Source organism: Corynebacterium sp. MSK012, assembly GCF_030232435.1.
GTDB lineage: Bacteria > Actinomycetota > Actinomycetes > Mycobacteriales > Mycobacteriaceae > Corynebacterium > Corynebacterium jeikeium_D.
The window spans coordinates 1-24,023 of the sequence record NZ_JASPJU010000017.1 but is presented as its reverse complement, the minus strand read 5'-3'; the positions used below and the strand labels follow the sequence as shown (position 1 = coordinate 24,023).

The 24,023-nt window shown below is 61.2% G+C and carries 19 protein-coding genes and 4 tRNA genes; 6 read left to right on the top strand and 17 right to left on the bottom strand.

The annotated features are described in order from the left end of the window. Positions 1 to 47: 47 nt before the first annotated feature. Together QP977_RS10710 and gluQRS are read right to left on the bottom strand one after the other, a co-directional pair. Positions 48 to 500: a flavodoxin family protein gene (locus QP977_RS10710; RefSeq protein WP_016421860.1), complete on the bottom strand. Its 453-nt coding sequence runs from the start codon at positions 498 to 500 to the stop codon at positions 48 to 50. Between the two features lie 24 nt (positions 501 to 524). Next, the gene (gluQRS, locus tag QP977_RS10705) at positions 525 to 1,466 is read right to left on the bottom strand and encodes a tRNA glutamyl-Q(34) synthetase GluQRS (protein WP_284847296.1); all 942 of its coding nucleotides are present in this window, start codon (positions 1,464 to 1,466) and stop codon (positions 525 to 527) included. Between the two features lie 315 nt (positions 1,467 to 1,781). Between gluQRS and QP977_RS10700 the strand changes: the two genes are divergently transcribed. Next, positions 1,782 to 1,925, top strand: coding sequence for a hypothetical protein (locus tag QP977_RS10700; RefSeq protein ID WP_224783815.1), 144 nt, complete (start codon positions 1,782 to 1,784; stop codon positions 1,923 to 1,925). A 126-nt stretch (positions 1,926 to 2,051) separates the two neighbouring features. Then, on the top strand, positions 2,052 to 2,828 hold the full coding sequence (locus QP977_RS10695) for a queuosine precursor transporter (RefSeq protein WP_502870951.1): 777 nt from the start codon (positions 2,052 to 2,054) through the stop codon (positions 2,826 to 2,828). Positions 2,829 to 2,887: 59 nt separating this feature from the next. On the opposite strand, the gene QP977_RS10690 is transcribed toward QP977_RS10695, so the two are convergent. From QP977_RS10690 to QP977_RS10670, 5 genes are all read right to left on the bottom strand, one after another. Beyond that, complete coding sequence (locus QP977_RS10690) at positions 2,888 to 3,667, bottom strand: ABC transporter permease (protein ID WP_070566566.1); 780 nt, start codon at positions 3,665 to 3,667, stop codon at positions 2,888 to 2,890. Between the two features lie 13 nt (positions 3,668 to 3,680). Further along, positions 3,681 to 4,634, bottom strand: coding sequence for an ABC transporter ATP-binding protein (locus QP977_RS10685; protein WP_049190213.1), 954 nt, complete (start codon positions 4,632 to 4,634; stop codon positions 3,681 to 3,683). Positions 4,635 to 4,910: 276 nt separating this feature from the next. Next, entirely contained in the window at positions 4,911 to 6,212 is a 1,302-nt protein-coding gene (gene tgt / locus QP977_RS10680) for a tRNA guanosine(34) transglycosylase Tgt (protein WP_239272254.1), read from the bottom strand. 61 nt (positions 6,213 to 6,273) lie between these two features. Beyond that, entirely contained in the window at positions 6,274 to 9,276 is a 3,003-nt protein-coding gene (locus QP977_RS10675) for an MMPL family transporter (RefSeq protein ID WP_070827248.1), read from the bottom strand. A 426-nt stretch (positions 9,277 to 9,702) separates the two neighbouring features. Continuing rightward, positions 9,703 to 9,793, bottom strand: a tRNA-Ser gene (locus tag QP977_RS10670). Positions 9,794 to 10,069: 276 nt separating this feature from the next. On the opposite strand from QP977_RS10670, the gene QP977_RS10665 reads away from it, so the two are divergent. Further along, entirely contained in the window at positions 10,070 to 11,050 is a 981-nt protein-coding gene (locus tag QP977_RS10665) for a diaminopimelate dehydrogenase (RefSeq protein ID WP_070607642.1), read from the top strand. A gap of 108 nt (positions 11,051 to 11,158) precedes the next feature. Here the strand turns inward: QP977_RS10665 and QP977_RS10660 are convergent, their stop codons facing one another. The 3 genes from QP977_RS10660 to QP977_RS10650 all read right to left on the bottom strand — a co-directional run bounded on the left by QP977_RS10660 (position 11,159) and on the right by QP977_RS10650 (position 12,596). Next, entirely contained in the window at positions 11,159 to 11,347 is a 189-nt protein-coding gene (locus tag QP977_RS10660; RefSeq protein ID WP_070429201.1) for a CsbD family protein, read from the bottom strand. A 135-nt stretch (positions 11,348 to 11,482) separates the two neighbouring features. After that, a complete protein-coding gene (tadA, locus tag QP977_RS10655; RefSeq protein WP_080985632.1) occupies positions 11,483 to 12,097 on the bottom strand; it encodes a tRNA adenosine(34) deaminase TadA in 615 nt (204 codons plus the stop codon). Continuing rightward, positions 12,039 to 12,596 (bottom strand): tRNA adenosine deaminase-associated protein, encoded by a 558-nt coding sequence (locus tag QP977_RS10650; protein WP_005510946.1) that lies wholly within the window; start codon positions 12,594 to 12,596, stop codon positions 12,039 to 12,041. Before QP977_RS10650 ends, tadA begins: the two co-directional genes overlap by 59 nt. A 38-nt stretch (positions 12,597 to 12,634) precedes the next feature. On the opposite strand from QP977_RS10650, the gene QP977_RS10645 reads away from it, so the two are divergent. Both QP977_RS10645 and QP977_RS10640 read left to right on the top strand, forming a co-directional pair. Then, positions 12,635 to 13,660 carry a prephenate dehydrogenase gene (locus QP977_RS10645; RefSeq protein ID WP_070652705.1) on the top strand — a complete coding sequence of 342 codons (1,026 nt, stop codon included), beginning with the start codon at positions 12,635 to 12,637 and terminating at the stop codon, positions 13,658 to 13,660. A gap of 9 nt (positions 13,661 to 13,669) precedes the next feature. Continuing rightward, positions 13,670 to 14,518, top strand: coding sequence for a CoA transferase (locus QP977_RS10640; RefSeq protein ID WP_070652704.1), 849 nt, complete (start codon positions 13,670 to 13,672; stop codon positions 14,516 to 14,518). A 47-nt stretch (positions 14,519 to 14,565) separates the two neighbouring features. On the opposite strand, the gene QP977_RS10635 is transcribed toward QP977_RS10640, so the two are convergent. The 5 genes from QP977_RS10635 to QP977_RS10615 all read right to left on the bottom strand — a co-directional run bounded on the left by QP977_RS10635 (position 14,566) and on the right by QP977_RS10615 (position 20,565). Continuing rightward, positions 14,566 to 15,555: an LLM class flavin-dependent oxidoreductase gene (locus QP977_RS10635; protein ID WP_070601690.1), complete on the bottom strand. Its 990-nt coding sequence runs from the start codon at positions 15,553 to 15,555 to the stop codon at positions 14,566 to 14,568. Between the two features lie 311 nt (positions 15,556 to 15,866). Continuing rightward, a tRNA-Arg gene (locus QP977_RS10630) sits at positions 15,867 to 15,939 on the bottom strand. Between the two features lie 232 nt (positions 15,940 to 16,171). Then, complete coding sequence (locus QP977_RS10625; protein ID WP_284847295.1) at positions 16,172 to 19,831, bottom strand: phosphoribosylformylglycinamidine synthase; 3,660 nt, start codon at positions 19,829 to 19,831, stop codon at positions 16,172 to 16,174. 563 nt (positions 19,832 to 20,394) lie between these two features. After that, positions 20,395 to 20,470, bottom strand: a tRNA-Arg gene (locus QP977_RS10620). Positions 20,471 to 20,473: 3 nt separating this feature from the next. Beyond that, positions 20,474 to 20,565 (bottom strand) — tRNA-Ser (locus QP977_RS10615). A gap of 211 nt (positions 20,566 to 20,776) precedes the next feature. Here QP977_RS10615 and QP977_RS10610 point away from each other — a divergent pair. After that, on the top strand, positions 20,777 to 21,916 hold the full coding sequence (locus QP977_RS10610; RefSeq protein ID WP_049172459.1) for a histidinol-phosphate transaminase: 1,140 nt from the start codon (positions 20,777 to 20,779) through the stop codon (positions 21,914 to 21,916). 14 nt (positions 21,917 to 21,930) lie between these two features. Here the strand turns inward: QP977_RS10610 and QP977_RS10605 are convergent, their stop codons facing one another. After that, on the bottom strand, positions 21,931 to 22,824 hold the full coding sequence (locus tag QP977_RS10605; RefSeq protein ID WP_242451355.1) for a hypothetical protein: 894 nt from the start codon (positions 22,822 to 22,824) through the stop codon (positions 21,931 to 21,933). Further along, positions 22,817 to 23,560 (bottom strand): hypothetical protein, encoded by a 744-nt coding sequence (locus tag QP977_RS10600; protein ID WP_070652702.1) that lies wholly within the window; start codon positions 23,558 to 23,560, stop codon positions 22,817 to 22,819. Before QP977_RS10600 ends, QP977_RS10605 begins: the two co-directional genes overlap by 8 nt. Positions 23,561 to 24,023 lie beyond the last annotated feature (463 nt).

Here is a 24,023-nt window from a genome sequence, read left to right as displayed (position 1 = left end):
ATCATTCACCCGGCCATTATTTCACGGCCTCGACACTAAATCTTCAATCAGCCCAAAATTTGGGCAGCCATGGTGCCACCGAGATTTACCAGGCGGTCGGAGATGTCGTCGTCAAGCGAACCGACAAACACGACGGGCTCGGCCGCAAGCTCCCACTTGTAGCCGGTCGTGATGGTTTTCATGGCGTTTTCCGCCCCGGTGGTGTCGAAGCCGCCGCGGATCCAGTAGGAAAATGGCAGCCCCTTGGTAACTTCCTGCGCCTCCCGGAAGGTGGTGTCGAAGAAGTGCTTGAGCGCGCCGGAGATGTATCCAAAGTTGGCGGAGGTGCCGAGCAGGATAGCGTCAGCGCTGGTCAGGTCATCGATGGTGGCGTCGAGAGCCTCGACAACCTTGACATCCACGCCCTCTAGCGCGGGATCGTTGGCGCCCTCGAGCGCGTGACTTAAGACCTCCTGCAGGAGCGGGGTCGGGGAATGGTGGACGACTAGAAGAGTAGGCATGTCCCGAGGGTAACGAAGCGGCCCCTAGAAAATCACCTGTTCGCGAGGAATTTCCAGACCCGCACGCAGGGCTTCCGGGAGGTCAGCGATGGAGTCGAGCTCTACGCCCCCGCCACCATCACTACCGTTACCGCCACTCAGCGAATCCAAAATCCACCGCTGCGCCGCCTCCACGGACACCTCGCCGAGAGTCACGTCGCCATCGCGCTTGGACAGTCGCCGCCCTTCAGAGTTCACCACCAGCGGAACGTGCACGAACGAAGGTGCGGTGTGACCGAGCAATCCGGCTAAGTACGCCTGCCGCGGGGCCGAGGACATCAGGTCATCGCCACGCACAACCTCGGTGACACCCTGCTCGGCATCATCGACGACGACCGCCAGGTTGTAGGCCCACATGCCATCGGCACGCTGGAGGACAAAGTCATCGATCGGAGCGGCAATCTCGCCATACAGCTCATCGGTCGCGGCCCCCTCACTCACCTGCGATTTCAGGCGTATCGACGGCCTTCTCCCCGCCGCCGCAAATTCGGCCTTTTTCGCGGAGAGGTGCTCGTCGTCAAGCGAACGGCACGTGCCGGGATACTGCCCTGGCACGCCATGCGGCGCGGAGGAGGCGGCGAGGATTTCACGGCGCGTGCAGAAGCAGGGATAAGTCAGGCCGCGTTGCGTGAGGTCGGCGAGCGCGGATTCATACAGGTCAGAGCGTTCTGACTGGCGGACCGGGGCGCCATCCCAGTCTATGCCGATGGCCTCGAGATCGGCGAGCTGCTGCGCCTCATACTCGGGGCGGGAGCGCTGGCGGTCGATATCTTCGATACGCACGATGAAGCGACCGCCCTGCGCGCGGGCGTGCGCCCAGGCGAGAACCGCGGTGCGCAGGTTTCCCAGGTGCAGCCGACCGGTCGGCGAAGGGGCGTAGCGGCCGGTGGGTAAAGTGGAATTAGTCAACCGTTGGGAACTGGTCACAGGAATATGTTAGCGAGACCCCAAGATGATAGTTGAAATCTTGGGGAAAGATCTCCGGTTGAATAATTCAAATCATCTTGGAGGAAATTCATCTATTACTCGAAAGGCATTCATGACCTCTCAATAAAATCAAGGGTTAATGTATGCGTGACTTTTTGTAAGCGGATCTTTTAGAGGAGAACAATGTCATCACGTTTGCGCGTAAATTGGCTAGCATCGATTTCCATTATCGGACTAGTCGTGAGCCTCCTCTGTCTCCTGGGCATCGCAAATGGGATGTACACATTGAGCAAACTAGCTAACCAGACTGCCGTTATGAGTACAGCAGCTATTACGGCAAAGACAGATCGCGCGCTGCTCTACTGCTTAATCGCTCTTGCCAGCCTGATTGTAAGCTGTTTTACATTTATTGTTAACGGAATGCGCAGTAAGCGTGGAGCTAAGAAAACAAATAATTAAACCCGCTCATCCTCTAACTCCTGCGGACTCAAACCCACAGGAGTTAGAGGATGAGAGGCAGAGTCGGCCTCGAAGACTTCATCGGCGCTCGCTTGGAGCCCTAAGCGGCAGGTAACATTCCCTCCCGTGACAAATAACGAAAACCTGCCCAAGTCTGGGCCGGGCAACGCCGAGGCTGCCGCTGTGAGCACCTCGCACGCGCCCGAGAATGCAACTAAGTCCGAATCCGCAGCAACCACACCACGCCACATCCCGGTACCGAAATCGCTGTACCCGATGTTCACGGCCATTTTCATTGGCGTGCTGATTGTCTCCAACATCACCGCCACCAAGGGCGTGGAAATCTTCGGCCTGGCCACCGACGGTGCCTTCTTCCTCTTCCCCTTGAGCTACGTCATCGGCGACGTGCTTTCCGAGTGCTATGGCTACAAAGCCACCCGCCGCACCGTGTGGACCGGTTTCGCCATCCTCGCCGGCGCAATGCTCTGCTTCTTTGCCGCCATCAAGCTCCCGGCGGCACCGTGGTACGAGAATCAGGAAGCCTTCGCCACTGTGCTGGGCACCGTCCCGCAGCTTGTTCTCGCAGGTCTGGCCGGTTATGTCGTCGGTCAGCTGCTCAACGCCTGGTCGCTCAACGCCATTAAGAAGCGCACTGGTGAAAAGGCTCTCTGGGCGCGACTGATGGGCTCGACTGTGGTTGGCGAGTTCGTCGATACGCTCATCTTCTGCTCCATCGCCGCCACCGCTATCGGCATCGATACCTGGGGTACCTTCGTCAACTACGTCATCGTCGGCTTCATCTGGAAGACCGCCGTCGAGATTGTAGTCATGCCAGTCACCTACGCCGTCATCGCGTGGGTCAAGCGCCGCGAAGGCTACTACGACACGCGCGTTCCCGCTTAACGACGAAAAAAGTGCCGCGACCTCGCCTGAGAAGCGAGTAGTCGCGGCACTTTTTGCTTTTACTTCACATCCCGTTTGGCATTGGCCCAATGAGCAACGCCAACAGCCACAACAATCCAGGCCACCAGCACCACGATGTTGAACCACATCGGCTGCGTCATGCCGGCCTCAAACCCGATGCGTGGATTCTCCGGATTTGCCATCAGACCGCCCAATTGCGTCGACAACTGCTGAATGCGTGCACCCGGCGTGACCAGCCACAGTGGCCGGAAAATCGCATACGCCAGCGCCGCGAACTCCAGCATGCTTTCCACCACCAGAATCCACACCAGCGGAATAGCGACAGCGGCCACGCGCGAGCGCGTCAGCACTCCCAGCGACATCGCGATTAGTCCAAACACTACAAAGCCAAGCACTCCGGCGAGCATGTCCGTGGCAGCGTCGCCGCCCTTGAACTCCACGCGCGGGGAAACCGTCACCGATAGCCAAGCAAGCGCCACACCAATGACCCAACAGACAGCAATCAGCACAAGGGTCAGCGTCATCCGTGCCGAAAGCCACAGGCTCCTTCGGTCCTGCGTCAAGAACGCATGCGCATTCATCTGATCGTTGTACTCACCCGCCAGGGTGGAGCCACCAAAGGCAATCACGATCATGTTGAAGATCACGGTCCCCAACAGCAGCAATTCCCAATCAGCGGTTGCACCAGCGTCCGCCGCCATGCTGAAAGCCGCCATCGGCCCAGCTATCGAGCCCACCAACAACACCACATACACCCACGTGCCACGCAGGCTGGCTAGCTTCGTCCACTCCGACCGCAAAGCGTTTCCAAAACTCATCTCAGTCACTCCCCTACTGCCCAATCGCCTGCGCGCGGTATTCCTGCGATTCCTGGGTCGCAGCCAGGAACTTTTCCTCCAGGTTGTCGCGCTTCGTGTGCAACCGCGTCACCAATAGCCCCTCACGCAAGGCAGCAGCCGCAATGTCGCGGCGGAGTTGCTGCTCGCTGATGCCGTCGTAAAGCGGAATGCGCAATTGCTTATCGACGTCAACCCCACGCGCGACCGGCCCTAACGCCTGCAGCAGCCGAGCGGGGTCATCGACTTCAACTTCGATGACCGTGCCGTCGGAAAGGAATTCATCCATGCTGTACTCGCCGATCATGCGACCGCGGCCGATGACGACGATGCGGTCGGCGGTGAGCTGCATCTCGGAAAGGAGGTGCGACGACACGAGGACAGCGCAGCCCTGTGCGGCCAGCGCCTTGATGGTGTGGCGCATCCACGAGACGCCTTCGGGGTCCAGGCCGTTGACCGGCTCATCCAAAATCAGATGCTGCGGCTTGCCGAGCAGAGCCGCTGCCACTCCCAGACGCTGCTTCATGCCCAGCGAGTAGCCGCCGACCTTGTCCTTCGCCGCCTCGGTCATGCCGACCTGCTCAAGGCACTCTTCCACGCGGGTGTCGGGGATGCCGGCGCCGCGGGCGAGGGCCCGCAGATGAGCGCGGCCCGAACGAGCCTTGTTGTGCCAACCGGCATCCAGAATTGCACCGGCGATGCTGGGCTTATTCTTCAGCGTGGAAAAGGGCTGGTTGCTGTAGGTGTTGCCCTGGGAATCCGTCCCGGTGAACAAGGCCTGGCCCGTGGTCGGGGTATCGAGGCCCAGCATGCAGCGCATGGTGGTGGACTTGCCGGAGCCATTTGGGCCGAGAAAACCTGTCACTACACCGTCGGGAACGGTGAAGGACAGGTCATCGACGGCTAATTTCGAACCGTACTTCTTGCTGAGTCGTTCAACCGTGATCATGTCCTCCATGATGCCGGTTGAGACTGCCTCGCGCAGTAGAGCTAGGTCTAGTTTTGGGCTTCCCCCGGGCCCGCCCAGCCGCCACTTCACGCCACTGGACTGATTCGGGTGTTCCCTGCCACTTCACGCCACTGGTGTCACCTCATGCCACCTCCACAGATGGCACGAGGTGACATGGCTGTCGTGAAGTGCGAAAAGGCAGAAGCCTAGCCCCAGCCCAGCCACAGCCCAACCGACCCAAGCACTCCCCAGCACACCCCAGCCCCCAGCCGAGCCCTAATTCCCCACCGCACGGCCACCGTTGGCGTAGTAGCGGCCCATAAACTCATCGCGATACTCGAAGAACCGGTCCTCCAGGATCGCAGCGCGAATGTTCTCCACCAGCTGCACCATGAAAAACAGGTTGTGAATCGTGCACAGCGTGCCAGCCAGGTACTCCTTGGCCTTCAACAGATGATGCAGGTAGGCCCGGGAATAATTCAGCGAAGTGTAGGAGGGCACCTCCGCATCCACGGGGCGGAAGTCGTTCTTGAAGCGGGCATTCGTCAAGGTCATCCGGCCATCGAGCGTGTACACACCACCACGGCGGGCAAGCCTAGTCGGAGCGACGCAGTCAAAGGTGTCGGCACCGGCCTCGACAGCGGCGAAAATATCGTCCGGCTCGGAGATTCCCAGTAGGTGGCGGGCTCGGTCGTCGGGAAGCTCGTCATTAACCCAACCGCAGATCAAGCCCAGATTCTGCTTCTCAATCGCCCCACCAATGCCATAGCCGTGGAAACCGAGCTGGCCCGCGTCCTCGAACTCGCGGGAGAGCTCGACTAGCCCACGAGCGGCCTTGCGGCGCAGGTCTTCGTACTGCGCACCCTGCACGACGCCGAATAACTGCTGGATGGGCAACTGGCCGTCGTCAAGCGAATGGACGTGCCCGTCGACCTGACCGCGCGAAACTGTCAGCTCGTTGTGAGCCTCCAGGCAACGGCGCGCCCAGCGGTGCGTGCGCTCGACGGATGCCTCCTGGTAGCCGCGGGTGTTCATCAGCGTGGTGAGCTCGTCGAACGCCATCATGATGTCGGCGCCCAGCGCGTGCTGAATACGCATGGACACCTCCGGCGTGAAGCGGTGCTCGGAGCCATCGATGTGCGAGCGGAAAGTCACGCCGTCCTCGTCGACGAACGCGTTGCGCTCTTTGCCCTCGGCGACGATGTCATCTTTCTGCATGCCGGTGACGTCCATCGCAAGGGTCTTTTTAAAGCCCGCGCCGAGGCTGAGCACCTGGAATCCGCCGGAGTCGGTGAATGTCGGGCCGTTCCAGTTGGAGAACTTTGCCAACCCGCCGGCCTGGTCGACGATTTCCTCGCCGGGCTGCAGGTACAGGTGGTACGCATTCGACAGCATCGCCTGCGCGCCGGTGGATCGCACCTGCTCGGGCGTGAGCGTCTTCACGGTCGCCTTCGTGCCGACCGGAATGAACGCCGGCGTAGCAATATCGCCATGCGGGGTGTGGATAGTGCCAGCACGTCCGCGCGCGCCTTCGATTTGCTTTACGACGTCAAAGCCCGTCGTCCTCGACTGCGACATGAAGCTCCTTGGTTGTGGTCCAGTGCTAATGCCTTGAGGTTACCTGGGTGCTATTCGCGAGTTACTCAGCGCTGTCGTTTTCCTCGGGTTGGGCAGCGTTTTCCGGGTCCCACACGGCGCGGCTACGACGTGGCGCTTCCTCTTCGAGTCCTTCGCGCTTCATCAGTTCCGCAACCGTAATCTTCTTCCGCTTACGAGCCGGGCTGTAGTACGGGCGGACCTCGACGTCCTTGGCATTTTCCGGGTTCGGCTGGGCGTCGGTTGGTTCAGCTGGTTCGGGCTGCATGAGCTGTTCGGTCGGCTCCGGCTGCTCCGGCTGCTCTGGCTGTGCCGGCTGCTCCGGATCAAAAGGCGCCGTAGGGGCGGACAGTTCGGCCTGCTCAGAGCGTTCGGCCTGCTCAGCCTGGTCAGCGGGTTCGAGCTCCTTCAGCTTTGCCTTCTTCCGCTTCGGAATCCAGCGGTTACGCTTCTTGGTCGCGACAGCCACAGCAGTACCACCAGCTGCGCCCGCCGCGCCCTCTGCACCAGCACCGACTTCACCATCGGCACTGTCTGCTTCGTCCTCGTCAGCGTCAGCCCCGCCAAAGCCACGCCCAGCGCCTTCGCTTTCGGGCAACAGGGACTCACCGCGAGCCATACGCTCGCGGCGGCCCTTCTCCACCAGTTCCTCGGAAACCTCTTCCAGGGCAGAGCCTTCGACATCCACAGAAGGCAACACCTTGTCCAGCCACTTCGGCATGTACCAAGTAGCGCGGCCAAGCAGGAACATGGCTGCCGGGATGAAGGTCATGCGGATAACGAAGGCGTCGAAAAGCACTGCGGCACCCAGCGCGAAACCGAATACCTTGATGATCGCCAGGGGTTGCCCGGCGAACGCCGCGAAGACGGAGATCATAATAATCGCAGCGGCCGTGACCACACGAGCGCCAAGAGTAAAGCCTTCAACGACCGATTCTTCGACCGCGTTGTACTTCGATTCTGGCGAGGATTCACCCTTGTTGTGGGTGTAATGCTCGCGCATGCGGGAAACCAGGAAGACCTGATAGTCCATGGCCAAACCGAACGTCACACCAATGAGGAAGATTGGCACAAAGCTGACCAGCGGACCCGGAGTGCTAATCACACCCCAGAGGCCATCCTGGAAAAATGCCACCGTGACACCGAATGCGGCTGCGACAGAGAGCAAGAAGCCCACACCGGCAGTCACCGGCACCATCAGGGAGCGGAAAATCATCAGTAGCAGAATCACTGCCAGCCCCACGACAACGCCCAAGTAGAGCGGCATTGCGCCCTGGAGACGGTCGGTGATGTCAATTTCGATAGGAACCAGGCCAGTGACACCGGTGAATAGGCCGGTGGTTTGCTCAATCTGCTTCTGCTGATCGCGCACCGCGTTCATCAGCTGCTTGGTCGCAGGATCGAGCGGACCCGACTTCGGGGTCATAATCATCTTGACCGCAGTGCCGTCATGATTCATGCCAATCATCTGGATATGCTCGACACCGACATTGGATTTGAACTGGTCGACAGCGTAGCTATAGGAAGCCTTACGGGCGGCCTCGATGTCAGAGAGTTCCGGGTTGGTCTGTTTCAGGGACTCGATAAGTGGTTTGAGCACCGGTGCATCGGGCTTCACATCGTCCGACTTGGCAATAATGATGAGCTGAGAGTTACGTCCCGCACCGAAGCCCTCTTCAATCATGGTGATGGCCTTGCGGTTCGTGCTGTCCTTAGCCGCAGTAGAGTCGGACGGCAGCGCCAGCTTCAAGTGCATGGCCGGGTAGGCCAATGCCAACAGCAAGACGATACAGCCGACCAGGAACAACCCTGGGGCCTTGTGCACGAAAGTGACCCAACGTCGCCCCATCGTCATCTCACCGAAGAAGGAAGAGCGACGTTCCTTGCGCGGGTTACGCGAGGGGTTGCCAGCAACACCGGGCACGCGGCCAGCGAAGACCTTGTCGCCCAGCAGAGACATAACTGCCGGCAGCAGGGTCAGAGAGACCAGCACTGTGAAGGCCACCGTGATTGCCGCCGAAATACCCATCAGGGACATGAACGGCACCTTGGCCACCGTCAGCGCTGCCAACGCGACAATCACAGTGAGGCCTGCGAAAACCACAGCGGAGCCAGCCGTACCGGTAGCCATGCCGATGGCATCTTCGTTGGTCATCCCTCGGGCTCTTTCTGCCCTGTAGCGAGAGAGGATGAACAGTGCGTAGTCAATACCGACAGCCAGGCCGAACATGACGGCAAGCACCGGGGTAATCGAGTTGACGTCAGTGAATGCGGTCATCAATGTCACACCGAAGACACCGATGATGATGCCCACTACCGCCGTCACAATAGGCAGGAACGAAGCCACCAGAGATCCGAAGGTGACAACCAGCACGATAAATGCCACGGTCACACCGATAATCTCCGAGGTCGGAGCTACCTCAATCGCGGGCTGCATGCCCGGGCCAGAGGCCTCGACCTTGATACCGGCGTCACGACCGGCCTGCATTGCGTCGAGAAGCGCCTGCATATTCTCCGGTTCGATGTCCTGCGGCATCTTGGCGTCGAAAACGAAGGTGGAAATACCGTAGCGACCGTCATCGGACACGGTACGCAGGGCATTGGCATCGGCCTCGGCAACATCCTTGGGCAGGCCGGCGGCCATGCCCTGTTCCTTGACCATCGCCTGCATCTTCGGATTGAGGTCTACCGGGTTGTGAAGTTGCAAATCATCGGAGATTTGGCCGACATTGTCGCGGATGCCGTTAATGACCTGGTCAACAGCTTCTTTATTCTGTGGGTCATCGAGCCTCTGCCCCTCCGGGGCCTCGAAGGCGACATAGATACGCTGCTCTCGAATTGGGTTCGGAACATCGGGGAACTTTTCCTCAATCACGTGCGAAGCCGTTGCCGACGGCATGCCGGGGATCGAGAACTGGTCGATGAACCCCTTCTGGAATGCGGCAACTGCACCGCCCAGCCCCGCCAAAATCAGGAACCACGCGATGATCACAGTCCATTTATGCAGGTAGGAGAACCTGCCGAGTTTGAACAAGGCCTTTGCCATGTCAAGTTTCCCTTACGTCTAATATTCGCCTGGACCGCCCCCAACTGCAGCTTCCCCAAGTTCGCGCTACCCAAGCACTCCCTCGGACTTCACCTGCAGTTTGAAGCCTCTTCGCTACTCCGATGCTAGCGACCACCCCGGATTGGCCAACATCAACTCTGGCGCTGACGCGGTCATTGGGGGCGGGCACGACATAAAAACCGGAAATACTTTTGCTAAGAGTAGCGGACTTCCCGGATAAACGTGAACAATGGGGTGTGTGTTACTGATGTTATTTTTGTGATTTAGGCACTCCAGGTCGGGTGCCTCACCATTCACCGCTTTACGACGGACACCTCCCACACCTCCACCACACCCAGGCAATCAGGGCCGATTAAATGCAAAACCCCCGAGGCTCCTACTTAAAGGAACCACCGGGGGTTTTATTGGCGGTGACGGAGGGATTTGAACCCTCGGTACGGGGTTACCGCACAAAGCATTTCGAGTGCTTCACCTTCGGCCGCTCGGACACGTCACCGCTAGAAAACGTTACAGGTAGCCCCTTTATCTACCAAATCCCCAGGTCAGACGGCTCAGCTGTTCGCACAGTCGACACCGCCGGTCCTTCGCCAAGCCGTTCACACAGAACCACAACCCCCGCCATTCCAAATCACTCCATCTACTGCACCATCCACGTAAACCACCGCGCTCTTCGGGGTGGCCAACGCCCGCTGAGATATGAAGGAATAGTCTGTAGCTTGAAATCTAGAAACTTAAACACAGAAGTGCAGCCACACAGAAAGGGTTCTCCCTCATGATTCGTTCCGCCATCATCGGCTACGGCAACTTGGGCCGCAGCGTCGAAAAGGTCATTGCCGACCAGCCGGATATGGAACTCGTCGGTGTTTTCTCCCGTCGCGATTCGCTGGACACTGAGGCCCGCGTGCTCCCGGCTGCGGATGTCGAAAAGTACAAGGACGAGGTAGACGTGCTGTTCGTGTGCCTCGGCTCGGCCACCGATGTCCCGGAGCAGGCCCCTGAGCTGGCAAAGAACTTTACGACGGTCGACACCTACGACAACCACCACGAGATTCCGAAGCACCGCGCAGCCATGGACGCCTCCGCTCGTGAGGGTGACAACATCGCCATGATTTCGACCGGTTGGGACCCGGGCCTGTTCTCCCTGAACCGCGTCCTGGGCGCTGCCATCCTGCCGGGAGCAGACCAGATGACCTTCTGGGGACCAGGCCTGTCGCAGGGCCACTCCGATGCCGTGCGTCGTGTGCCGGGAGTGAAGAAGGGCGTCCAGTACACCAAGCCGAACCCGGAAGCTATCGAGGCCGTGAAGAAGGGCGAGGGCGCAGACCTGAAGGGTAACGAGTGCCACCTGCGCCACTGCTTCGTCGTCGCTGAAGAGACCGGCAACGCCGAGGAGGACGCCAAGCTCAAGGAGCAGATCCGCGAAACCATCGTGACCATGCCGGATTACTTTGCCCCATACGAGACCATCGTGGACTTCATCTCTGAAGAGGAGTTCGACCGCGACCACCAGGGCATGCCGCACGGCGGCCAGGTCATTACCCGTGGCCAGGCCGGTACCTCCGGCCACGTCATCGAGTTCGGTCTCGAACTGGAGCGCAACCCCGACTTCACCGCAGCCGTCCAGGTTGCCTACGGTCGCGCTGCCTACCGCCTGAAGCAGACTGGCGAGACTGGTGCCCGTACCGTCTTCGAGATCGCCCCGTACCTACTGTCCGCCGAACCACTGGATGACCTGGTGGCTCAGAAGCTGTAGCCAGCCCCAACGCTGACAGCCGGCCATCGAAACACAAAGAACCCCAACCGTCTCCGCACATCAGAAGCGGAGAAGGTTGGGGTTATCTCTACCCGAGAGCTAAGCGCTTTACTTGTCAGTCAGCTTGCCCAAGGTCTCAGTAGCCTTGTCCTTCAGGTCCTCAGCACCCTGCTTGACCTTGGACGCAGCCTGCTCGCCCTTGCCCTGGTTTGACAGGTCGTCATTGCCAACGGCGTCGCCGGCAGCTTCCTTAACCTTGCCGCCCAACTCGTCGGCCTTGTTCTGCAGCTCGCTCATTATGTAAGCCTCCTATGTAAACGACTTATCTATTCTTTAGAGCCACCGTCTAGCAGCCCCACTAGTTCCGACGGTACGTGAAAATGAAGACTCGTCACGGCCACAGCGGGAATTGTGACCTAACTGTGACCCCGCTCACGCTCCCGACTGCCGTTGCCGTTCGAAGAATTCGCGCAGGTAAACGGAGCATTCGTCGGCAAGCACACCCCCGCGCACCTGCGGCGTGAATGCATGGGCGGGATCGCGGATGACATCGGCGATGGAGCCGCACGCGCCGGTCTTGGGCGACCACGCGCCGAAGACCACGCGCCCCACGCGCCCCATGACGCACGCGCCGGCACACATCACGCACGGCTCAAGTGTCACGACCAACGTGCACTGCTCCAGCCGCCAGCCGTCACCAACAGCGCGGGTGGCCTCGCGCAACGCAATGACTTCGGCGTGGGCAAGTGGGTCACCATCCGCTTCCCGACGGTTCGAGCCCCGACCCACAACCCTGCCCTCGGCATCCACGACCACAGCTCCCACCGGCACATCCCCGGGGGCCGTGTGAGCAGCTTCGGCGATAGCCAGGCGCATCCACTCTTCGTCGAGAATGTCCTGTTTTCGACGGGGCAGGGCGCTTGGCCGACCAGCTGGCTGGCTGGCCGCAAGGGCGCTTGGCCGCCCGGTCAGATGACCTTTGTCAGGGTTAGTCGTCATAGGGGTCGTAGTCGTCATCGTCACCGTCGTAATCCAGGTCGGCGACATCGGCGAGCTCCTCGGCGCACCCCAGCTCCTCGGCGATGGCCAGAAGCTGCTCGGACGCCCACAGCGACTGATCGTCACAGATGGACTCCAGGGCTTCCTCCGAACAGCCCAGGTCAGCGAGGATATCCATATCTCCTTCGGCCCAGGCGTCGACATCGTCGAGCTCGTCCTCGTCGAGGTCGGGGATATCCAGATCCAGCTCGTCGAACACATCTGCCGCAATGTCGTCGGTGACGGCGGCGGTGGCGTCGGAAAGCACAACGCGCAGCGACCCAACGCCCTGGCGCACGAGAATGAAGTAATCGTCGTCGATATTGAGCATTCCGACAGCGGCGCGTTCCGAACGCAGATTGCGCAGCGCCTGTGCAGCGTCAGCGAGGGAATCGGTGGCGTCGTCCCCAAGATCGACGACGCGCCAACCGCGCTCCCCCATAGTTACGGCAACCGCGAAGGAGCGGTCGTCATCGGAGGTGTACCCTCCGGAAAAGGTCGTGCTCATAACCCACAACGCTAGTCGCTGTATGTCATGCTTGTCAGGTGAGCAATTTCGAGTCCCCCTCCCCTGCTTCGTCCTCCCTGTCAGCTGCACAACTACCCGCGGTATGCATCCTCGGTTTGGGCCTCATCGGTGGCTCCATGATGCGCGATCTGCGGGCTCATAACGTCGAATGCTTCGGTTGGAATCGCTCGTCCGCAACGGTCGAGGAAGCCACGAAGGAGGGATTCGACGCCAGCACAGATCTTCAGGCCACGCTCGAACGTGCTGAGGCCAGCCGCGCGCTCATCGTGATCGGCACCCCCATGACAGTCGTCGGCACGATGCTCGACGCCATCAATGAGCACGCCCCCAGCTGTAGCATTACGGATGTGGTCTCCGTGAAGGCGGCCGTCGCCGCCGAGGTCTCCGCTCGCGGGATGGAGGAACGCTTCGTCGGCGCGCACCCAATGGCGGGGTCCGCGCAGGCGGGCTGGTCCGCCACACTCGAAGGGCTTTTCGACGGCGCCCCCTGGGTCATCACCTACGACCTGGCAGCCGCTGCCGACGCTGCGGGCGAGCCCGTCCCGGAGCGGTGGATTGAAGTCTTTTCGCAGGTCGCCAACTTGGGAGCAGCTCTTGGCAGTCAGCTCATTCCAGCGCTGAGCGATCACCACGATGCCAGCGTCGCCCGCATCTCCCACATGCCACACCTGGCGGCCTACGCAATTGCCGCCGCCGGTGAAGCCGGTGGCCCCCTGGCCATTTCGCTTGCAGCCGGCTCTTTCCGCGACTGCACCCGCGTCGCCGCCGCTGCTCCCGACATGGTCATGTCCTGGTGTGAGAACAACACCGAACCCGTGCTCGCCGCGCTTGACGACGTCATCGAGCGCCTCACCGCCGCGCGCACCCAGTTGGCCACCGAGGGAACCGCTATGGACCTGGCCAAAACCGGTCAGATTGCCCGTGTCCGCTACGAGGCCCGCCCCGCTCACCGCCCGATTTTCCGACTGCGCGTCGGCGAGGGCGACTGGATCAACCAGTTGAAGTTGGCCGAAAGCGTCGGCGGGCAGGTAGATGTGTTCTAGTGTGGAACTATGTTTTCCCCCGAGCTGCACACCAGCCTCGCAGGCATCACTGTCGTCAACTTCGCCATTAACGTTCCGGGACCACTGGCCGCTCAGCACTTGGGCCAGCTAGGCGCCCGGGTGATTAAGGTCGAACCACCCACAGGCGACCCGCTCGGTTCCTTCGGCCGCCCCTGGTATGAAGCTATGTCCGCAGGTCACGAGATTATCCAGGCGGATCTGAAGAGCGATGAGGGCCGCGCACAGCTGAGCTCGCTGATTGATGAGGCCGATGTGGTCATCACCTCGGTTCGCCCGTCCGCGCTGGAACGCATGGGGCTGGCGGGGCTCCACGAGCGCCCGAATGGGCCGGTGCATATCGACATTGTCGGTGATACCAAAGCTCCAGAAACACCTGGCCATGACCTGACCTACCAGGCGGAGGCCGGAACTCTCACGCCCCCGGCCATGCCGCCAGTGCTGTTGGGCGACATCCTGGGTGCACACTTTGCGGTCACCGCTGCCCTTGCCGGGTTGATTAAGCGGGCGGGTGCGGGTGCGGACGTCGTAAAGCAGCCTGGACTGCACTGCCGCATCGGCCTGAAGCAGGCGGGTGAGGCCGGTGCCGCGCCGCTGAAGTACGGCATGACGGCGCCCGGCGGACTACTCGGTGGCGGCCTGTGGACGTACGGCCTCTACCCCAGCGCCGACGGCTACGTGGCCGTGGCAGCGCTGGAGCCGCACTTTGCCGCCGCCCTGACCGAGGCCACACGCGCGAGCAACCGCGAGGAGCTTGCGGATTTCCTCCGCGAGCGCACCAACGCCGAAATCACGCAGCTTGCCAGCGAAAAGGCACTGCCGCTGGCTGCAGTGGAGTAAGCGGGTCAGTTTAAGGCCGCGCGCCTCGGAGAGCCGGGCCTGGAGCCTTACGCCGTCAGCCCCGCGGCCTCCGCAGTGAGTTCCACCGAACGCAGTCGGTCAGGAACCTTCAGCGATTGATGAGCCACAATCAGCTCATCCGCCGTCGAGTACTCACCGAACTGCGCAATCTGCTCACGCACCTGCGCCACCGTGCCGACCGCCGTGTGACGGAACATATTTTGCACCTGACGCCCCTGCGGGGTATCCATCAGAATCTCCGCCTCATCGTCAGTGAGGTGATGCCCACCGCGACTCAGGAACCGCCTGACCATGTTCCTGCGGGTAGCGAAGTACTGCTGCTGCGCATCCTCTTCGCTTTCCGACGCAATCACATTCATGGCCGCAAAAGCGTACGGCTTATCCAGCTGTTCAGAGGGCTGGAACTGCTCGCGGTAGACCGCGATGGCATCGCGAAGCGCGTCCGGAGCGAAGTGCGAAGCAAATGCGTACGGCAAGCCGAGCGCCGCTGCGAGCTGGGCACCAAAGAGCGAAGAGCCCAGGATGTACAGCGGCACATGGGTGCCGCGGCCCGGAATCGCGTTGATGCCCTTGATCAGCGACTCATCGGAGAGGTAACCGCGCAGCTCCTGCACATCCTGCGGGAAGGAATCGGACGAACGCGGGTCACGCCGCAGGGCGCGCATAGTGGCCTGGTCCGTGCCCGGCGCGCGACCAAGCCCCAGCTCGATGCGATCCGGGTACAGATTCGCGAGCGTGCCGAACTGTTCCGCGACCGTCAGCGGTGCATGATTTGGCAGCATGACGCCGCCGGAGCCGAGGGTGATGCTCTCGGTTTTTGCAGCCACGGCTGCGATAAGAACTGCCGGCGACGAGGACGCGATGGAGTTCATATTGTGGTGCTCAGCGTACCAAATACGCTGATACCCGGCCTTTTCCGCTGTCTGCGCCAAATCGATGGAGCCCTGTAGGGCGTCGGCGTGGGACTGCCCCGAGGCTACGGTAGCAAGGTCAAGAATGGACTCAGTACGAATCATGGTTCCACAGTCTAGACCGTTAGGCGGATATTGCGAGTTTGAGATGCTTCGAATACTGAGGCGCTGGGTTTTGGGGTTTGGGGATTCGGGTGCGGGTGGCTCGTGGGTGGACGGGCTCATGGGTGGCTCGTGGGCGGTATTCACTTGTCGATGAGCTATTCACATATCGATGAGCTATAGCCTGGCCACAAGTGAATAGCTCATCGATATGAGCGCAGGCAGAGCCAATACCGCGCGCATAAGTGCCGGAAAACCATCGATAAGTCAGGCAGACAAAAAGACCCGCACCTTATCGGCGCGGGTCTGCATTGTGCGCCCGAAGGGATTCGAACCCCTAACCTTCTGATCCGTAGTCAGATGCTCTATCCGTTGAGCTACGGGCGCATTTTGTTGTTATTCAGCGACTCTGGGGTAATCCCCTCGGCCCCTGCAACGAATAGATACTTTACTCATCCTGCTAAGTTTTACAAAATCGCCTGTTCAAGCAACCTTTTCGGCACTTATTCAAGTACATATTCGTTGCACATTAACAACAGGTTTCGTAGCGGTTACCCCGGCCTATCCGAACAGGACCGACCGAGGTACCCCTGACCGAGGTAACGAAGAAACCGAGGAACTACTCGCCGCGGACCCAGCGGACAGCGTTGCCAAAGATGTCCTGCTCACCAATGCCCGGAATGTTGCGCATCAGGCCTTCGCGGAAACGCTCCGGGTGGCCCATCTTGCCCAGAATCCTGCCGTCAGCACTGACAATGCCCTCAATGGCGTAGGAGGAACCGTTCGGGTTGGCTGGCGCTGTCATCGTCGGCACGCCCTCGGCATCGCCGTCGGCATCGACGTACTGGAAAGCGACCTGACCGGCCTCGAACAGGCGGCGGGCCTCGTCCTCGGAAACCACGAAACGGCCCTCACCGTGAGAAACCGGCATGAGGTGGGTCTGGCCTGGCTCGAAACCACGCAGCCACGGGGAATTCACGGTCGCGACGCGAGTAGTAGCGATGCGGGAAACGTGACGCAGCTGGCGGTTGTGGGCCAGGGTCGGCGAGTCCTCGCGGAGCTGCGCAGGGTCGCCGTACGGCAGGAAGCCGGACTTGACCAGCGCCTGGAAACCGTTACAAATACCGAGCACAAGACCGTTGTCGGCCACGAACTCCTTGACGGCGGCTGCGACATCGTCGGAACGCAGGAACGCGGCGATGAACTTGGCGGACCCGTCCGGCTCATCCCCCAGGGAGAAGCCACCGGAGAACGCCAGGATGTCGGCGTCCTGAAGCTTCTCGATGAACGCCTTCGTGTCCTCCGCCAGCATTGCCGGGGTCAGGTTGCGGATAACGTGGAACTCGTAGGTAGCGCCAGCAGCGACGAATGCCTCGGCCATGTCGTACTCGGAGTTGGTACCCGGGAAGACCGGCAGCAACACGTGGACATCCTTCTTGCCCGGGCTCTGCAGGTCAGTCTTGGTCTCGCTGACCTGGTTAGCGAACTCCGGCAGGGCCTCGCCCTCGTAGTCATTGAGCGGGAAGACCTCACGGTAACCGGACTCCATTGCCTCCAGAGCCTCGGCGACAGTGAAGGACTCCTCACCGAAGCGCAGCGTGCCCGACTCGTCGGTGGCACCGATCTTCACAGCACCCTCAACAGCACCCTCAACATCCTGACCAGCCGGAACAGCCACCACAATGGAACCCAGCGGAGCCTCCGGAAGGGATGCCTCCAGGCCCACGCCATTGCCCACAGCCATGTTGACCAGGGTCGCAGCCAGATCCGCGTTAGTAACAGCCGAGGCCGCAGCCGGGCGCAGCTCCCGCACGGCAGCAAACAGTTCGTTGAGCTGCTCGTAGTTCGGTTCCCCGGACTCGAGCGGCTTGTGCGCAAACAGGTAGAGGTCGAAGTTACCGGCCGGGATTGCGGCAGAGACAGCGTCGGTCTCGTCCATTGCAGCGACCGCAAAGGTCACCAGGGTCGCCGGCACGTGCAGGTCCTCGCCGTAAGTGCCGGACATGGAGTCCTTACCGCCAATAGCCGCAACCTGGAAGCCATCCTGAGCCTCCAGCAGGCCAAGCAGAGCCTGCGCGACCTCGCCCCACCGCTTCGGATCCTGGTCCAGGCGCTGGAAGTACTCCTGCACACTCAGCCAGGCACCGCGCGGATCGCCACCGGCCGCTGCGAGCTTAGCCAGTGCCTCCACGACGGAGTAGGAACCCATGAGGTACGGGGACTCGTCGGCAAGCGATGGCGAGTAACCCCAGGTCATGATGGACGCGGTGCTCGTGCCGCCATCGACCGGCAGCGTCTGGATCGACGCCTGCTCGTCGGTCTTCTGCGTCGCACCGCCGTACGGCATGAGCACGGTGGAGCGGCCGACGGTCGAGTCGAACTGCTCGATCATGCCCTCCTGGGAGCCCGCCGTCGCCGCACGCAGCGACTCCAGTACGCTCGTCGGAGCCTGCTTTACGACGCCGCCCTCCGCAGCAACCATCTCGACGTTCTGGGCGCGGTCGGCGCCGTTGGTGTCGATGAACTCACGGGAGAGGTCGAACACGACCTCGTCGCCCATGAACATGCGCAGCCGACCGGTGTCGGTGATGTCTGCCAGCGCGACTGCCTCAATGTTCTCCTCGGCAGCGGCGGCGATGATGAAGTCGGCGTCCTCCGGGCGCACGACCAGCGCCATGCGCTCCTGGGACTCGGAAATCGCGATTTCGCGGGCATTCAGACCGGCGTACTTCAGCGGCACGCGCTCGAGGTGAATGTCAATGGAGTCAGCCAGCTCACCGACCGCGACGGATACGCCACCAGCGCCGAAGTCATTACAGCGGACAATCTTGGTGGCGACGTCCTCGCGGCGGAACAGGCGCTGAATCTTGCGCTCGTTGACCGGGTTACCCTTCTGCACCTCGGCACCGGAGCGGCCCAGCGAGTCCTCATCGTGAGCCTTGGACGAGCCGGTCGCACCGCCGACGCCGTCACGGCCGGTGCGGCCACCGAGCATAATCACCACATCGCCCGGCGCAGGTTCGAGGCGCTTGACGTTGTCTGCCGGGGCAGCGGCGACGACGGCACCGAGTTCCATTCGCTTAGCGACGTATCCCGGGTGGACCAGCTCGCGCACACCAGTGGTGGCCAGACCGATCTGGTTGCCGTAGGAGGAGTAGCCGGCTGCGGCGCGGGAGGAAATATCGCGCTGCGGCAGCTTGCCCTCGAGGGCCTGCTCGCGCGGAGTGTTGATGTCACCTGCGCCGGACAGACGCATGGCCTGGTAGACCCAGGAGCGACCCGACAGCGGGTCGCGGATTGCGCCACCGAGACAGGTGGAGGCACCACCGAATGGCTCGATTTCGGTCGGGTGGTTGTGGGTCTCGTTCTTGAACATAAGGAGCCACTTGCGGTCATCGCCCTCGACGTCGACATAGACGGAGCAGGCGTTGATTTCTTCGGAGACTTCCTGGTCATCCATGACACCCGTGCGACGCAGTTCGCGGCCCATGATGGTGCCCATGTCCATCAAGGAGCGTGGCTTGTGCGTGCGACCGTTGAGCTCACGCAGCTCGTCGTAGCGACGCAGCGCGCGATCCAACTGCGCGGCAAAGCGCGGCTCGTTGTTCTCGATGGAGGTCAGCTCGGTGTTGAAGGTGGTGTGGCGGCAGTGGTCCGACCAGTAGGTATCCAGCGCGGACAGCTCTACCTCGGTCGGAGTGCGGCCCTCGGAGCGGAAGTAGTCCTGGATGGTCTTCAGATCGGCCAGCGACATGGCCATGCCGTCGGCTGCGAGCAGCTCGGCCAGGCCTTCGTCATCCAGCTCGGTGAAGCCCGGGTACTCCTTCAGCGGCTCAATCTCGCCCATGCTCGGACGGCGCAGGACGTTCAGGTTCTTCTCCCCCGACTCGACCGGGTTAATGAGGAAGGAGCGTACGGCGTCATTCACCGGAGCGTCGAAAACATACAGCGTTGCCGAGGTGATCTGCGCGCGGGTTTCCGGGCGGAGTAGCCGCAGGGCCTGCTCGGCGGCATCGGCACGCTGGTCGTACTGGCCAGGAAGAGGCTCGACAGCAAGGTAGTTCCCCAGCTCGGCGGGCGTCGGGAGCTCGGCCAGCTCGTCGACACGCGAATCAGCAACTACCGACTCACGCAGCGCAACGAGGTCCTCCTCCGTCGCATCGAAAGCATCGTAGAGATAGTAGATTGCCACCTCACCGTCCTGGCCGATCGAGGACAGCAGCGTAGCTTCCTCATTGCGGAACTCGGGCTTACGGCGAACGGCTAGACGGGCGTCCATCAAGGCTCCTATCGAAATACGGGGAGGGCAACCGGGGTCTAAGTCTATTGCAACTGTTCAGGATAGGAAAATGTCCCCCGGCGTGCGAGGCGGCGCGGGGCGGCGCGGGGCGGAAGCCCCGATTGACCAAGTACAAGGCCAGGCTAATCGGATTCGGCCAGGCAAAGGCTGCGCGGGGGTGTTGGAGGTACGGCCGTGGCGGCTCAGGGAGGTGGTGAGTCGGGCGGCAGGTCCGGGTTGGTGCCTGTTGCTGCGCGTTGCGACCTGTTGTTGCACGTTGCTGAAGCAAGGGAGCTGGTTCGTTGTCTTATCGATGCATAGTTCACCCATCGATTCGCTATAGCCTGGCCACAAGTGAACAACGCATCGACAAGTGCACACGTAGCACCCACAGCGCGCGCATAAGTGGCGCAAAACCATCGACAGGCCACGAGAAACCATCGATAAGTGACCGAACCCTGGCCACAAGTGAAGGACCTCGCTGCCCCCGCCCCGCAATGCCCCGGCTCGCGCTGCCAGGTAATAAATACAAAAGACCCGCACCTACAAGGTGCGGGTCTACATGGTGCGCCCGAAGGGATTCGAACCCCTAACCTTCTGATCCGTAGTCAGATGCTCTATCCGTTGAGCTACGGGCGCGTGTGGCGGAGGCGAGAGGATTCGAACCTCCGGCCCGTCGCAAGACAGGCAACTCCTTAGCAGGGAGCCCCATTCGGCCGCTCTGGCACGCCTCCAAAACCACTGGCATCGATCCCGCTTCAGCAAAGCTGTTCGCCATTGCGTGGACGAGACCAAATAACCGCAGCCAATCCTACAGAACACAAGAATTGAAAAGCAAAACACCCGCGGAGCCACCAAATACGGCGCCACAAATAGCGACCACACCTTGGGATTTTGCGGGGATTCTGTACTGCCCAATCCGGGCCATGTTCTACAGTTAGGCCTATGACCAACGATGCATCTTCAGTTCAGCCCAAAACCCGTGCCGACCTCGAGCAGGTTCCGGCCTATGTCCCGGGCAAGGCTGTGCCCGGCGCGCTGAAGATCGCGTCCAATGAAATGACCCAACCGCCACTGCCCTCGGTGGTGGAGGCCATCTCGCAGACCATCGCTGACCCAACCACCAGCCCGAACCGCTACCCGGACATGGGCGCGGTTGACCTGCGCATTAAGCTCGGCGAGCATCTGGGTCTGCCCCTGGAGCAGGTCGCGGTCGGCTGCGGCTCCTCTGCTCTGTGCCTGCAGCTCGTACAGGCCACCTGTGCGGATGGGGATGAGGTCGTGTTCCCGTGGCGCAGCTTCGAGGCCTACCCCATTCTCGCTCGCGTCGCTGGGGCTACTCCGGTGCCGGTGCCGCTGGATGCGCAGGGTCGCAATGATCTTTCGGCAATGGCTGCCGCTATCACCGGCCGCACACGCCTGGTTTTCGTCTGTAATCCCAATAACCCGACGGGCACGACCATCACTCGCGAGGCATTCGCGGAGTTTATGGCGCAGGTTCCGGGCGATGTTGTGGTCGCTCTCGACGAGGCGTACATCGAGCTGGTGGACGAGGCCACTCATGCTGCTACCCCGTTGGCGCATGAGCTGCTGGATACCTACCCCAACCTGGTTGGCCTGCGCACATTCTCCAAGGTCTACGGTTTGGCCGGGCTTCGTGTGGGCTACATGTTCGGCCCGGACAAGCTTGTGGAGGCCGTGAATAAGGTCGCTATCCCCTTCTCCGTAAACACTCTCGCGCAGATTGCCGCGCTCACCTCGCTCGACGCACAGGAAGAGCTCACCGCCCGCATTGCTGAGGTCCGCGCACAGCGCGTCGCCGTCACAGAGGCCATCAACGCCGCCACCGGCCGCGAGACGGTGCTGCCGAACTCGCAGGCCAACTTCATTTGGATTGACGAGGGTCGGATTGCGGATCTCTCTTTGCTTGACGACGTCTCGGTGGCCACCACCACGGATCTCGGTGACTTCTTGGCGCAGCGCAACATTCTCATCCGCTGCTTTGCCGGCGAAGGTGCTCGTATCACCATCACTACTGAGGACGAGACCTCGCAGTTGCTGGCTGCGCTAGGAATTGAGCGCTAACAGCTATCGCTCAGCTAGCAGCTACCGGCGCGGCCGGTGGTCGCGCCACCGCTGCGCTCAATCGCCTTTGCGATGCGGTCAAGCATTTGCTGGCCGGTCTCATAGGTGCCGTCGTCAGGCTGGGCTGCGATAGCTACACCAACGAAGGTGCCCGGCTTCTTGCCCGGCAGATAGCCGAACTGCCGCACAAGGTAGACGCCTTCATCATCGGGACCCCAACCGCCCTTGAAGTGGGCGCCGCGGATGCGTCCGAGGCCGTAGGACTGCTCGTCGGCAATCTGTCCCATGAGGTCAGCGACCTTTGGGCCCGCCTCGATGCACTGCAAATTGGCGCCGAAAATAGCCTGGTCGCGCAAATCCCACTGCGTCTGCCCGAAGACGGTGTATTCCGCACGGATGCGGTCAGTGCCCATGACGGTGCGGGTGTCGTGGCCCTCTCGGAGAATCTCGTCGGTGGTCGCGCCCGCGGTCGCGTCATCGCCCAGGGAGTACCACATGGACTCAGCCGCATCGTTATCGGAAACCGTGATTGCGTCTTCGACCAGGGAATCCACGCCCGATTGGCGCACATAAGCCACCGCAATCGGCACCTTGGAGGTCGACCAGGCCGGACCCGTTTTGAAGTCACCCGTGGAAACCACTTCGGAATCCTTATCCGGCGTTGCCAGAGCGGCGCCGGCCAAACCACCGAGTTCCTTTTGCGCGGATTTCACGGCCTCGACAACTTCGCGAGGCATCTCACCGGGCACAACTTTCCCGTCGGAGGATGCGCCGCCGGGGCCGTCGTCAAGCGGATTGGACAGCGTCGGCGACGGCATGCCCGCCGAATCGGTGCCAATGGTGCAGGCGCTAAGGCCGAGCGTGACGACGGCGGTTGCGGCCAGAGCCGCTCGGAGACGTTTAGACAATGTGCACCGTCGCATTCGTACCGCCGGTACAAGTGACAACCTCACCGTTATCGCGGCAGGTCATGCTGTATGTCTTGCCAGTTGTTGGGCTGCTAGCGGTGACAGTACCGTTGAGCTTCTTCGTAAGTTGGTACTGCTCAACGAAGGAATTGCGGACGTTGGTGGCAAACTGACAGGTCGTAGTGTTACCACCGACATCTTCTGCATATACCAAGTTCAAATCACCCGGATCGCCCGAGCCGGAGCAGTGACGCCAGTTCGATGGCGGCTGGAACCCTTCAGCGCGACGCTTCTGCTCAGCGGTCGACGAGGTGGAGGAACCCTCAGCACTAGCGGACTGAACCGACTGGGGCGAGTTGCTGCCGGCCGAATTCACTCCCTTCGAATCGGAGAAGTAGAAGTAAGCCATTGCGCCGACGAAGAGAGCGACCGCAACGAGTGCCAGGACAATAACCGCGATGGTCAGCCCCTTGTTGTCATTGCGCGGCGCAGCAGCCGGACCAGCTTGCGGACCTGGAACATAGGGGGCAGGGCGGTATGGTTCAGGCTGCTGGGACTGTGGATACTGCTGCTGCAGATACTGCGTTTGCCCCTCAGGCTGCTCCCACTGTGACCCATCCACAGCGCTCCACGCATTTGCCGGCGTATCTGCAGAGGGCTGATCATCTGACGCGTCCGGATTTATGCTCCACTCACCGAACGAGTCGTCCGAGTGGTTGCTCCGATTCGTTGCCATTGTTCGACCTTTTCCCTCAATACCGTCCGCCAGTATGACGCTGGGTTTGTATTACAGCAAGACCGAGCTTACCGGTTTTGGCAAATTGCCCGTATTGTTTCAGGCCACAACGGTTTCGGGTCCATGTCATGCAGCTTTTCCACCGAGTGCCCCGGGTTGAAGTGGATTTCAGTTCCTGTATTCAACGAACCGTCGGCAATCGCGTCGGCGCCCCTTGGCGATGGTGTCATTGACCACCAGTTCCTGAGCATGTGCGATACTGCCGAATCCCGCACATGTCCGCGCATGTCATACCTGCGGCCGGAGAGAATGCAGCAATGCGCGCAATACCGCGGTTACGTACGGTACGACTATCCGTCGCTGGCCCCACCACATACGCCAATTTTGGGTTAAGTAGCAAAAAGTGTGTCCGCTCGGCGTGTTGCGGGGCGGGCACACCGTTTGTTACTTCATGGGGCCTTTT

What these genes read in the sequence shown, in the direction of transcription:
- QP977_RS10665 (WP_070607642.1), top strand. Translation starts at nt 10,070, where the DNA reads ATGATTCGTTCCGCCATCATCGGCTACGGCAACTTGGGCCGCAGCGTC.
- QP977_RS10635 (WP_070601690.1), bottom strand. Translation starts at nt 15,555, where the DNA reads ATGATTCGTACTGAGTCCATTCTTGACCTTGCTACCGTAGCCTCGGGG.
- QP977_RS10710 (WP_016421860.1), bottom strand. Translation starts at nt 500, where the DNA reads ATGCCTACTCTTCTAGTCGTCCACCATTCCCCGACCCCGCTCCTGCAG.
- tgt (WP_239272254.1), bottom strand. Translation starts at nt 6,212, where the DNA reads ATGTCGCAGTCGAGGACGACGGGCTTTGACGTCGTAAAGCAAATCGAA.
- QP977_RS10660 (WP_070429201.1), bottom strand. Translation starts at nt 11,347, where the DNA reads ATGAGCGAGCTGCAGAACAAGGCCGACGAGTTGGGCGGCAAGGTTAAG.
- QP977_RS10690 (WP_070566566.1), bottom strand. Translation starts at nt 3,667, where the DNA reads ATGAGTTTTGGAAACGCTTTGCGGTCGGAGTGGACGAAGCTAGCCAGC.
- QP977_RS10600 (WP_070652702.1), bottom strand. Translation starts at nt 23,560, where the DNA reads ATGGCAACGAATCGGAGCAACCACTCGGACGACTCGTTCGGTGAGTGG.
- QP977_RS10610 (WP_049172459.1), top strand. Translation starts at nt 20,777, where the DNA reads ATGACCAACGATGCATCTTCAGTTCAGCCCAAAACCCGTGCCGACCTC.
- QP977_RS10675 (WP_070827248.1), bottom strand. Translation starts at nt 9,276, where the DNA reads ATGGCAAAGGCCTTGTTCAAACTCGGCAGGTTCTCCTACCTGCATAAA.
- QP977_RS10640 (WP_070652704.1), top strand. Translation starts at nt 13,670, where the DNA reads ATGTTTTCCCCCGAGCTGCACACCAGCCTCGCAGGCATCACTGTCGTC.
- QP977_RS10700 (WP_224783815.1), top strand. Translation starts at nt 1,782, where the DNA reads ATGAGTACAGCAGCTATTACGGCAAAGACAGATCGCGCGCTGCTCTAC.
- QP977_RS10685 (WP_049190213.1), bottom strand. Translation starts at nt 4,634, where the DNA reads ATGATCACGGTTGAACGACTCAGCAAGAAGTACGGTTCGAAATTAGCC.
- QP977_RS10625 (WP_284847295.1), bottom strand. Translation starts at nt 19,831, where the DNA reads ATGGACGCCCGTCTAGCCGTTCGCCGTAAGCCCGAGTTCCGCAATGAG.
- tadA (WP_080985632.1), bottom strand. Translation starts at nt 12,097, where the DNA reads ATGTCGCCGACCTGGATTACGACGGTGACGATGACGACTACGACCCCT.
- QP977_RS10650 (WP_005510946.1), bottom strand. Translation starts at nt 12,596, where the DNA reads ATGAGCACGACCTTTTCCGGAGGGTACACCTCCGATGACGACCGCTCC.